An 11,155-nucleotide genomic window follows, 5' to 3' on the forward strand; every position below is an offset into this window, starting at 1 on the left:
GGGTTGATCTGCGGACCGCAGTCGGCGGCGATGGTGGCCTTGTGCACCAGCAGCGCGCCGTCGTCCTTCACCTCCACCTCGATCACCACCGCCACGTAGGTGACGAAGCTGTAGTGCGCGGCGATTCCCCGCGCCCTGCCCCTGGGCAGCTCGCCGCCCCAGCCGGACTGGCGCGCCGCCTCCTCGATCACCCCGCGCAGGCGGCCGACATCCAGCGGGTAGCGCTCCGGCGACTCGCCGTAGTTCCAGCTGTCGCCGAGTTCGGCGGTGTCGATTCGCCGCGCCGGGCCGAGCAGCTTGAGCAGGTAGTCCTTCGGGTCCTGGCCGGCCTTCGCCGCCAGTTCGCCGACGAAGCTCTGGATGGCGAAGGCGTGGGGGATGTTGGAGACCGAGCGGAACCAGCCGACCCGGGTGTGCGCCGGGGCCTCGGGGTTCTCCAGGCGCACGTTGGGGATGGCGAACGGCAGGTTGGTCAGGCCCATGCCCAGTTCGAAGGCGCCCTGGTGCTTGCTGTCCGGGCCGAACAGTGCGGTGATGCTCGGCGCCACCGAGCGATGCAGCCAGGCCTGCGGCAGCCCGTCGGCGCCGAGCACGGCCTGCAGGCGCTCCACCGAGACCGTGTGGAAATAGGAGAAATGCAGGTCGTCCTCGCGGGTCCACTGCACGCGCAGGTAGCGACCGGGGAACGCCTTGGCCAGGATCGCCGCTTCCAGCACGAAGTCGGGCTTGGACTTGCGGCCGAAACCGCCGCCGAGCAGGGTCACGTTGACCGTGACCTTGTCGAACGGCAGTTTCAGGCGCTCGGCGATGCGCTCGCGGGTCACTTGCGGCGCCTGGGTTGGGGCCCAGACCTCGCAGGCGCCGTCCTTGTACCAGGCGGTGGATACCGGCGGTTCCATCGGCGCCTGGGCCAGGTGCGGCAGGTAGTACTCGGCCTCGACGACATCCCCGCCCTTGGCGAACAGCGCCGCGGCATCGCCGCTGTCGCGCACCACCTTGCCCGGCTTGCGCGCGGCCTCTTCCAGTTGCTTGCGGTAGGCCACCGAGTCGTAGCCGCCGTTGACCCCGGCGTCCCACTCGACCACCAGCGCCTCGCGCCCCTTGATCGCCGCCCAGGTGTTCTGCGCCACCACGGCGACCCCGCCCAGCGGCTGGAACTCGGACGGGATCGGCCGGCCCTCGATCTCGATCACCTTGACCACCCCCGGCACCTTCAGCGCCGCGGCGGCGTCGTAGCGCTTGAGCTTGCCGCCGTAGACCGGCGGCCGGGCGACCACGGCGTAGAGCATGTCGTCGAAGCGCGCGTCGAAGCCGAAGCCGGCGCGGCCATTGACGATATCGGCGCCGTCGATGGCGCGCGCCACGTCCTTGCCGATGTAGCGGAACTGCTCGGGCTTCTTCAGCAGCAGCTTGTCGCGCGCCGGCACTTCGAGGCCCGCGGCGGCCTCGGCCAGTTCGCCGAAGGACAGCGAACGGCCGCTGGGCGCATGCAGCACCTTGTTCTGTTCGGCGCGGCACTCGCCCAGCGGAACCTTCCACTGGTTGGCCGCGGCCTGTTCGAGCATCTGTCGCGCCGCCGCACCGCAGCGGCGCATGGGTTCGAACCAATGGCGCATGCTGCGCGAGCCATCGGTGTCCTGGTTGCCGTAGCGCGCTTCGTCGCCGGGCGCCTGGATCACCTTGACCCGGCTCCAGTCGGCCTCCAGCTCGTCGGCCACCACCATCGCCAGGCTGGTGCGCACGCCCTGGCCCATTTCCGAGCGGTTGCAGACGATGCCGACCGTGCCGTCCCGGTCGATGCTCACGTAGATCTTCGGGTTATCCACCCAGCCGTGGGGCATGGCGTCGGCGCCGAAGGCCTTCTTCTCGGCGGCCAGGGCGTCGCGCCAGCCCCAGTTGGCAGCCACCAGCAGCACGCCGGTGGCGCCGACGCCCTTGAGGAAACCGCGGCGGCTGAGATTGCCGATGATCAGATCGTCGGGGAACGAGCGCTTCATGCCTTGGCCTCCTGCAACTTGGCGGAGGCGTTGTGGATCGCCGTCTTGATCCGGTTGTAGGTGCCGCAGCGGCAGATGTTGCCGGCCATGGCCGCCTCGATCTGCTCGTCGCTGGGCGCGGGGTTGCTCTTCAGCAACGCCGTGGCCGACATGATCTGCCCGCCCTGGCAGTAGCCGCACTGCGCCACGCCGATGTCCAGCCAGGCCTGCTGGACGACTTCGCCGACCTTGTCGGTGTGCAGGTGGTCGATGGTGGTGACCTTCCTGCCCTGCGCCAGGCTCACCGGCGTGATGCAGGAACGGGTGGCCTGGCCGTCGATATGGATGGTGCAGGAGCCGCACAGGCCCATGCCGCAGCCGAACTTGGTCCCGGTATAGCCGACGACGTCGCGGATAGCCCAGAGCAAGGGCATATCCTCGGTGACATCGAGCTGATGATCCTTGCCATTGAGGTTCAGGGTAATCATCGGTGCACGCCTTTTCTGGTTTCTGGTTATGGAGTCGCACGGCGACTGCGCCGCCCCCCATGGGCGCGGCGAGTCTCTCATCGGACTGAAGGGAGATTATTGGCGAGAGGACTGCGGCGGATAACCTGGCAGAACTGAACGTATCGTTGAATGGAATTCAACGATACCCAAGCCGGGCGGGAATCGCCCGGGCGAGGCAGCATTCCCGGTGGCCCGCTCCTCGCCGCTCGCCGGAAAAGCGAGCGGCTCGGCCAGGGGAAACGGCGTTAGCCGCGCCGCACGCGCAGGCGCTCGGCGTGGTAGATCAACGGCCCATGCTGGTCCTCGGCACCGCTGGGGTCGTCCAGCAGCACGCCGGTGATGCGGCCCTGGCGGAACAGCAGGCGGATCGCCAGCAGGTTGGCCCTGGGGTCGCCCTTGAGATCATGGAGGGAACGCGGGGTGTCGGCATCCAGCTGACAAAACACCGATTCGAGCAAAACATCGGAAGGTTCTAACGCCATGCAGTCGTATCCGTCGAGAAGTACCGGTCACCTTGCCTTGCACTGGGTGCCGGTCAAAGCCCATCCCTGGAAAAACGCCTTTCCGCGAATTGAAACAATGCGCAACGATTTTCCTCGCGACGCAGTGTCGCCTACCGCCAGAGCCGTTGCCAAGAGCCGTACATCCCTGCGGCGCGCCCCTGCGACAACGTTGCAATACTTTCTTCACACGAGTTCCGCTACAAAGGTATCTCGCCGGAACCGAGGGTTCCTTTGTCCACCCACCCATAACCGAGAAAGCAAGCGGAGGCACCCATGAACCACACTGCATCGATCCCCGCCCTGCCCACGGCCTATGACCTGCTGAACACCCGCATCCAGCGCATCATCCACGCCCCGGCTGCGCAACAGGCCTGTCAGGCCTGCATTTCCCGATTGCCCGGCGAAGACGAGGGCGACTGGGCCCACCTGCTGGAAAGCTTCGACCGTTCCAACCAGTGGCTGCTCGACCCGCAGCGCGACGGCAGCATCGTCCTGCGCTGGAGTTCCGCCGCCTGATCCTGTTTGCCGCGCGGCCGTCGAGCCGCGCGGCTTGCGCTCTTCCCTCCCCTTCGCCGTTCGCGGCTATCGCGGGTAGCTTCCCGGCAACAGGATGTCCCGGCCGACCTCGCGGATGTCGGTATGGCCGCAGAAGGCCATGGTCAGGTCCAGCTCACGAGCGATGATCTCCAGCGCCCGCGTCACTCCGGCCTGCCCCAGCGCGCCCAGCCCATAGAGATAGGGACGGCCGATCATGGTCCCGCGCGCACCGAGGGCGATGGCCTTGAGCACGTCCTGCCCGGAACGGATGCCGCTGTCGAGCCAGACCTCGATGCGCTCGCCCACCGCCTCGACGATCGCCGGCAGCGCGCTGATGGTCGAGGGCGCACCGTCCAGTTGGCGTCCGCCATGGTTGCTGACGACCAGCGCATCGGCGCCGGAGTCGGCGGCCAGCCGCGCATCCTCGGCATCGAGGATGCCCTTGAGCACCAGCTTGCCGCCCCAGCGGCGCTTGATCCATTCGACGTCGCCCCAGTTCAGCCGCGGGTCGAACTGGCGGGCGGTCCACTCGGACAGCGAGCCCATGTCGTCGACGCCCTTGACGTGCCCGACTATGTTGCCGAAACCGCGACGCCGGGTGCCGAGCATGCCCAGCGCCCAGCGCGGCTTGGTGGCGATGTTCAGCAGGTTGGCCAGGGTCGGCCGCGGCGGCGCCGAGAGACCGTTCTTCAGGTCCTTGTGGCGCTGGCCGATGATCTGCAGGTCGAGGGTCAGCACCAGCGCGTCGCAGCCGGCGGCCTTGGCGCGGTCGATCAGGCGTTCGATGAAATCGCGGTCGCGCATCACGTAGAGCTGGAACCAGAACGGCTGGCCGACTTCCGTGGCGATGTCCTCCAGGGAACAGATGCTCATGGTCGACAGGGTGTAGCGCACGCCGAACTCGGCGGCGGCGCGGGCGGCGAGGATCTCGCCGTCGGCATGCTGCATGCCGGCCAGCCCGGTGGGCGCGATGGCCACCGGCATGGCCATCTCCTGGCCGAGCATGCGGGTGCGCAGCGAGCGGTTCTCGATATTCCGCGCGACCCGCTGGCGCAGCTTGATCGCGGCGAAGTCGTCCTGGTTGGCGCGGTAGGTGCCTTCGCTCCAGGAACCGGAGTCGGCGTAGTCGTAGAACATCCGCGGCACGCGCTTGCGCGCCAGGCGGCGCAGGTCTTCGATATCGGTGATGACGCTCATGCAGTCCACTCCTTCGGGGGTGGCTGGATGGTAGAGCGCGACGTACCGCCGCAGGCGGAATAATTGTCGGCATCGGCGGAAGGAAATTCCGCCGTTTCAGTCGTCCGCCGCCGGAAGGAATTCCCTGCCCTGGACCACCGCCTCGCGGCAGATCGCCGCCAGCCAGGCAGCGAAACGCTGGCTGGCCGGCGAGGCCTGGTGGCTGCGCAGGTGGTAATGGTGGGTCGGCGCCGAACGCAGCGGGAACAGCACCACCAGCCGCCCCTCGGCAAGCCAGGCGCGCGCCAGCGAGGGTCGCGCGAGGGCCACGCCCTGGCCGTTGGCGGCGGCTTCCAGGGTCATGCCCAAATCGAGCAGGCGCGGCCCGGCGCAGGGCTCCGGCCAGTCCAGCCCGGCCACGCGGAACCACGGCTGCCAGGGTTCCAGCGGCGAGCGCAGCAACGGCAGGCCGGCGAGCATGGCTGGCGTCCAGGGCCGCGGCAGGCCGAGCAGGAGCCCCGGCGCGGCCATCGGCAGCACGCGCTCCTCCAGCAGCCGCTCGCCGGCCGCCACGCCATGGCTGTCGCCGCGCACCTCGACGTCGGCCAGCGGCAGGTCCTGGCCGTCCGAAGGACTCGACAGGAGAATCTCCAGTTCGATTTCCGGACAGGCCTCGGCGAAGGACGCCAGGCGCGGAATCAGGATCTGCCGGGCGAAGGTCGGCGGCGTGCGCAGGGTCAGCCGCTGCTGGCGCTGGACCTGGCGACGATGCAGCGGAACCGCCGCGAGCTGGGCGAGGATCGGCGCGATCTGTTCGAGGTACTCGCGGCCGTGGGAGGTCAGCGCCAGCGAGCGGCCGTCGCGCTGCAACAGGCTCACCCCGAGCATCCCCTCGAGACCGGAAACCCGCTTGCTGGCGGCGCTGCCGGTGATCGACAGGAGTTCGGCGGCGCGCTCGAAGGTACCCAGCCGGGCAGCCGCTTCGAACGCCTGCAACGCTTCGATGGAAGGAAAACGGAAATCGTCGGGATTGAGCATGGGGCAGACTTTACCCGCTGCCCGAGATCAGGGATACCGCGTCAGAGCCGCTGCTCGTTGGCCGCGGCGCGGCGCTCGGGCGCCGCGGAACCGGCGGCACCGCCCCAGGAAGCCTTGCCGGGGCTGTAGACATCCTGTTCGTCGAGGGTCACCAGGCCGCTTTCCACCAGGCGCCCGAGGACCTGGCGGATGCTCACCAGGGACAGCGGGGTACCGGTTTCGGAGAGACGCCGGTGCAGGGTGCGGATCGGCACCCGACCCTGCTCCCCCGAGGCTTCCCAGAGCGCATCGATCACTTTCAGCCGGGCCAGGCTCATCTTCAGGCCGGCCTCCTTCAACATCTGTTTGACGGGCGAATGGGTCATCGTGACGCTCCTTTCGTGGACGAGTGGGTAGCGGGTCCCCGCCGAAGCCGAGCATCCCTGCTCGCTGCCTGCACGTGTTCCCTGAAACCGGGCGGTGTGGGCCGCCTCTATGGTTAAAGACGAACGAGCGCGGAAAAACCGTCAGTTTTTTTCCCATCAGATCTGATAGGCATTGCTTATCATTCGCGAATGCTTAGCCGTTGCAGTTGCGGGTCGGCGTCGATCTGCCTGTCGCTGAACGGCAAGGTCTGCCATTGCTGGCGGGAAAACAGCTCGGTCTGGTCGCGGTAGTGCGGCGAGCGCGGATCGCTGGACTGGGAGAAAGCCAGCAACCCGCGAGCCTTGGGCCCTTCCTCGGGGAAGGTCACCAGCTGGATGTAGCTGGTGCCGCCGACCACCTCCAGGTGGTCGCCCTTGCGGATGCTCTGGATCGCGTTGTAGACCCCGAAATGGCCATCGCCGCCGGGAATCGCGATGCGTTCCTGGCCACGGGTGCTCACTTGCAGGTCGCCCCAGCGCGCGCCGTCGGGAATCCCGCTCTTCTCCACCTCCGCCGCCGCGTCCGCCAGCGCCTGGCGCACCTGGGCCGCCACCTGCGGCCGGTCGAGGGCGATGCCTTGCGGCGTATCCAGGGGACGTTGCGCATCGAACGGTTCCTTCCACGCGCCGTCGAGTTCGGCGAAGCGTTGCATGAAGCGCTGGAAGTAGACGAAGCCGCTGCCGCTGTCGAGGTTGGCGCCACGGTCCCACTGCGCCAGGGCCGCGCAGGCACGGGCAAGGGAATTCTCGCCCTGGTTGTCGCGGCACAGGCGGAGCAGGTCCGGCAGCACCTGGTCGGCGCTGAAGACATGGTTGGCGGTGACCATTTCCTCGAGCGTCTTCGCCTCCAGCGGCTGCTTGCCCTGTAGCCGGCTCAGGGCGTAGCGCGCCCGCGGACCGATGGGTTTCTCCTGGCTGACCAGGGGCGAAAAGCCCTGCAACGGGCTCGCCGGGTTGGTCAGCCAGGCGCTGTCGTTGGAGTTCTGCACGAAGTCCCTGCGCAACAGCACCGGCAGTTGCGCCGCCGGGGTGATGCCAGCCTGGGCTGCGGCCGGGTCGCGGCTCCAGGCACAGCGGCTGTCCTGCCCCTGGAGGGCCGGCAGGCCTTCGGCGACCAGTTGCGGAATGGCGCAGGCGGGAATCAGTTCCGGCTTCAGGTAGGGCACCACCGACTGGTTCATGTACAGGGCGTTGCCCTGCTCGTCCGCGGCCAGGGTGTTGACCCAGGGGATCCCCTGTAGCGCCTCGACGCGCCGGCGCAGGTCGGCGACGTCGCTGGCCTGGTTGATCGAGTACCACTGTTGCAGTACCCGGGTGTTCTCCAGGTTGGCGTCACGCAGCGCATAGGCCTCGCTGCGGTTCCAGTCCAGCTTGCCGGGCCAGACCACCAGCGGGCCGTAGATCGACTGGTAGACCTTGTGCTCGACGCGCGACAGCTTGCCGTCGGCGCCGCGCACCTCGATCGCGACGGACTTCTCCTCCAGCGGCAGCGAACGACCGTCGACCAGGTAGCGCCGCGGGTCCTTCGGGTCCAGCGCCAGGCGATACAGGGTGAAGTGGCTGGAGGTATCCACCGTGTGGGTCCAGGCCAGGTGGCGGCTGAAGCCGATGTTGACCACCGGCAGGCCGGGCAGCGAGGCCCCCATCACGTCGAGCCGGCCGGGAATGGTCAGGTGCATCTGGTAGAAACGCATCGCGCCGTTCCAGGGGAAGTGCGGGTTGGCCAGGAGCATGCCCTTGCCGTCCGCCGAACGTTCGCTGCCAACGGCAATGGCGTTGCTGCCGCGCTCCAGGCGGAAGCGCTGGCGCCGCTGCTCGGCGACCTGGAACGCCTGCTCGCCGCTCAGGGCGACCTTCTCCGTGCCGGGCGGCGCGGCGGCCACCAGCGCGTCGGCGAACTGGCCGACCCCGCCTTCGACCAGCAGGCGCCGGGTCAGGCGCAGCAGGTCATCGGTCGCGATGGCCCGCAGCCAGGGCTGGCCAAGGCAACTGGTGGTCTTGCCGTCGGCCTCGCGGAGGAAGCGGTTGAAACCGGCGGCGTAGCCTTCGAGCAACTGGCGCACCGCGGGCGTCTGCGCCTGCCAGAAGGCTTGCAGCGCCTCGGGTTGGTTGAGCCAGGCGTAGAAGATGTCGGACGGCAGGTTGTCCAGCTCCGCCGACGACTTGCCCTCGCTGCCGAAATAGCGCGCCCGCTCGCCGCGCGCGGTGACGATCTCCTCGGCCAGCAGGCAGGCGTTGTCGCGCGCGTAGGCGTAGCCGATGCCATAGCCCAGGCCGCGCTCATCCTTGGCCCGGATGTGCGGCACGCCATAGGCGGTCCAGCGGATATCCGCGGCCAGCCCGGTCGGCCGCGGCATATCGGCCTGGACCGGCATCATCGAACCCAACAGCATGCCGGCCAGGCCGGTCAGTACGGTACGCATCCCCATCGATGTCGTTTCTCTGCAAAGTGGTGGCCGGAACGGCCGGGACATGCAACGAAAACGCCCTGCGTGCCGGGCATCCCCTGGCGGGGAAACGGGCAACACAGGGCGTGGCGGCGTGGCGCCGGTCAGCTGGCCAGGGCGTGCTCGTGCAGGGCGCGGGCCGCAGTACCGGGCTTCAGGTGCTGGTACAGGGAGCCGGAGATTTCCTCGGCACGCACCGGCAGCACCGACAGCAGGGTGTCGCTGAGGCCATGGCTGGCCTGGCTGAAGCCCTGCGCGTAGATCGCCACCTTGCAGCGCTCGTCGGTCTGCAGGCGGTAGTCGCGGCCGATCTCGTGGTCGCCGAGGTACTCCGCCAGCGGTTCGAGCAGTTGGCGGTGCAACTGGCGCTCATAGCCGGTGGCCAGGATCACTGCGTCGTAGGTCTCTACGCTTAGCTCGCCGCTACCTGCGTCGCGCAACGCCAGCTCGATGCCCTGGGCGGTGGCGGTCGCGCGCTCCACGGTGGTCATGCAACGGAAGGCGTGGCGCGGGATGCCGGAGACTTTCTGGCGGTAGAAGACGCCGTAGATGCGCTCGATCAGGTCGGTATCCACCACCGAATAGTTGGTGTTGTGGTATTCGCGCAGCAAACGCTCGCGTTCGGCATGTTCGCGGCTGTAGATGAGATCGGTGAACTTCGGCGCGAACACTTCGTTGACGAACGGGCTATCGTCCGCCGGCTTGAGCGCCGAGGCACGCAGGATCATGTCGGCCTGCACCGACGGGTAGCTGTCGTTGAGGTCGATGAAGGCCTCCGCCGCGCTCTGCCCGCCGCCGATAATGGCGATCTTCATCGGCTTGCCACTGCTGCAGGGCTGCTTGGCCATGTGTTCCAGGTACTGGCTGTGGTGGAACACTCGGCCGTCGCCCTTGAGCGCACGGAACACCTGCGGGATACGCGGGGTGCCGCCGGGACTGACCACCAGGGCGCGGGTGGTGCGCACCAGCTCCTCGCCGTCGGCGTTGCGCGAGATCACCCGCAGCGCCTCGACCTGGCCGGCGCTCAGCATCGGCTCGATGCGCAGGACCTCTTCGCCGTAGCGGCTCTGCTCCTGGAAGTGGCTGGCGACCCAGCGCAGGTAGTCGTTGAACTCCATCCGGCAGGGATAGAAGGTGCCCAGGTTGATGAAGTCGACCAGGCGATCGTGCTTGTGCAGGTAGTTGACGAAGGAATACGGGCTGGTGGGGTTGCGCAGGGACACCAGGTCCTTGAGGAAGGAGATCTGCAACTCGCTCTGCGACACCAGGGTGTTGCCGTGCCAGCGGTAGTCGCCCTGCTTGTCCAGGAACAGCACTTCCAGGGCGCCCTGCGCCTGGGCCCGTTCCTGGAGGGCAATCGCCAGGGCGATATTGGAAGGGCCGAAGCCGACACCGATGAGATCGTGAACCACGGCGGTTGCAGTTGCCTGAGTCATTTCCAGTTCCTCTGGATTGGCCCCCTTTCAAGCGGGAGCGATAAGTCGAGAGCAGCCCTGGAGGGCCATCTGTTGACTAGGAACGAGGACAGGGAAATGAAATTTAAGCGTTGCCGAGCACGAATAGCGAAATCAGTCGGCTTCCCATTCGCGCATGCGCACCCGACAGTGCTTCATCGCGTTGACGATGTGCTTTTCCACCAGGCTGCGGGAAATATTGAGATGTTCGGCGATCTGCGAATGGGACAGGCCGTCCAGCTTGCGCAACAGGAAGGAACTGCGGCAGATGGCCGGCAACTCGGCCAGCGCGCGCTGCAGGTTGTCCAGGCGCTGCCCCTGGTCGACCACCGTCTGCGGCGAGGGACTGGCCAGGCCCTCCTCGTCGTCCAGGACCTCCAGGGGTTCCGCCCGGCGCACCCGGCTGCGACGGTGCTCGTCCACCGCCAGGTTGAGCGCCGTCCGGTACAGAAAAGCCTTCGGATGCTCGATCTGCGCTTGACTGGAGCGCTCCAGAACGCGCAAATACGCGTCGTGGGCGACATCCGCCGCTGCGTGTCGATCCCCGAGCCTGGCACTGAGGAATCGCAGCAGCTCCCGATAATGGTTTTCCAAGACGACTCCTGCTCGCTGCCTCTACGGCACTGTCCTTCCAAGGGCGGGATCGCCTGCCGGCGACATTGGCAGTATGAAATCATTAAATTTATAATAATTCTCATCAAGCTTTAAAGCCTTGTTTCGCTCGCAGCGCAATCCGAAGGCATAACTGGAACCCTCGATGAAGACACCCTCTCCCGCCGACAGCGACACCCTTGTGCAGGACGCCGCGCATTGGTGCATGCGCCTGCACGCCGAGGACTTCTCCGAGGAAGAGCGTGGCGAGTTCCAGCGCTGGCTGGCAGCCGATCCCCGGCACGCCGCCGAATACGCAGAAATGGAGGAGATCTGGTCGCTCAGCGAACTGCTGCCGCGAACGCCGGCGCCCGAGCTTCGCAACCACGCCGCAACCCGCCCGTTCAGCCGTCGCCGCAGGGGCTGGAAGAGCCAGGCACGCGCCGCCGCCCTCGCCCTGCTTATGTTGCCGACGGCCGGCTACCTCGGCTGGCTGCAAGGCTGGATTCCTTCCAACTAC

10 protein-coding genes and 1 pseudogene are annotated in these 11,155 nt (G+C 67.4%); 2 read left to right on the plus strand and 9 right to left on the minus strand.

The genetic code is table 11. The features are described 5' to 3' along the window. From FFS27_RS20190 to FFS27_RS20200, 3 genes are all read right to left on the minus strand, one after another. Positions 1-1,997, minus strand: a 1,997-nt coding sequence (locus FFS27_RS20190; protein WP_137952171.1) for a xanthine dehydrogenase family protein molybdopterin-binding subunit, incomplete at its 3' end; no start/stop codon positions are given. Then, positions 1,994-2,464: a (2Fe-2S)-binding protein gene (locus FFS27_RS20195; RefSeq protein ID WP_003089521.1), complete on the minus strand. Its 471-nt coding sequence runs from the start codon at positions 2,462-2,464 to the stop codon at positions 1,994-1,996. The genes FFS27_RS20190 and FFS27_RS20195, both read right to left, overlap by 4 nt. 266 nt (positions 2,465-2,730) lie before the next feature. After that, positions 2,731-2,967 (minus strand): hypothetical protein, encoded by a 237-nt coding sequence (locus tag FFS27_RS20200; protein WP_003104944.1) that lies wholly within the window; start codon positions 2,965-2,967, stop codon positions 2,731-2,733. Positions 2,968-3,261: 294 nt separating this feature from the next. Here FFS27_RS20200 and FFS27_RS20205 point away from each other — a divergent pair, with 294 nt between their 5' ends. Beyond that, positions 3,262-3,504, plus strand: a complete 243-nt coding sequence (locus FFS27_RS20205; protein WP_003089526.1) for a DUF1654 domain-containing protein — start codon at positions 3,262-3,264, stop codon at positions 3,502-3,504. Between the two features lie 66 nt (positions 3,505-3,570). Here FFS27_RS20205 and lldA read toward each other — a convergent pair whose 3' ends face one another. From lldA to fpvI, 6 genes are all read right to left on the minus strand, one after another. Then, on the minus strand, positions 3,571-4,722 hold the full coding sequence (gene lldA / locus FFS27_RS20210; protein ID WP_003104946.1) for an L-lactate dehydrogenase LldA: 1,152 nt from the start codon (positions 4,720-4,722) through the stop codon (positions 3,571-3,573). A 96-nt stretch (positions 4,723-4,818) separates the two neighbouring features. Continuing rightward, positions 4,819-5,739 (minus strand): LysR substrate-binding domain-containing protein, encoded by a 921-nt coding sequence (locus tag FFS27_RS20215; RefSeq protein ID WP_003114511.1) that lies wholly within the window; start codon positions 5,737-5,739, stop codon positions 4,819-4,821. A gap of 41 nt (positions 5,740-5,780) precedes the next feature. Beyond that, on the minus strand, positions 5,781-6,104 hold the full coding sequence (locus FFS27_RS20220) for a transcriptional repressor (RefSeq protein WP_003089535.1): 324 nt from the start codon (positions 6,102-6,104) through the stop codon (positions 5,781-5,783). 179 nt (positions 6,105-6,283) lie between these two features. Continuing rightward, positions 6,284-8,572: a bifunctional acylase PvdQ gene (gene pvdQ / locus FFS27_RS20225; protein ID WP_023101245.1), complete on the minus strand. Its 2,289-nt coding sequence runs from the start codon at positions 8,570-8,572 to the stop codon at positions 6,284-6,286. Positions 8,573-8,694: 122 nt separating this feature from the next. Next, on the minus strand, positions 8,695-10,026 hold the full coding sequence (gene pvdA / locus FFS27_RS20230; RefSeq protein ID WP_003114509.1) for an L-ornithine N(5)-monooxygenase PvdA: 1,332 nt from the start codon (positions 10,024-10,026) through the stop codon (positions 8,695-8,697). Positions 10,027-10,158: 132 nt separating this feature from the next. After that, positions 10,159-10,638, minus strand: coding sequence for a pyoverdine signaling pathway sigma factor FpvI (gene fpvI, locus FFS27_RS20235; protein WP_003103620.1), 480 nt, complete (start codon positions 10,636-10,638; stop codon positions 10,159-10,161). A gap of 163 nt (positions 10,639-10,801) precedes the next feature. On the opposite strand from fpvI, the pseudogene fpvR reads away from it, so the two are divergent. Beyond that, a pseudogene (fpvR, locus tag FFS27_RS20240) lies at positions 10,802-11,155 on the plus strand (pyoverdine signaling pathway anti-sigma factor FpvR); the annotation flags it as partial.

This window comes from Pseudomonas sp. 2VD (assembly GCF_005503585.1).
Lineage (GTDB): Bacteria > Pseudomonadota > Gammaproteobacteria > Pseudomonadales > Pseudomonadaceae > Pseudomonas > Pseudomonas aeruginosa.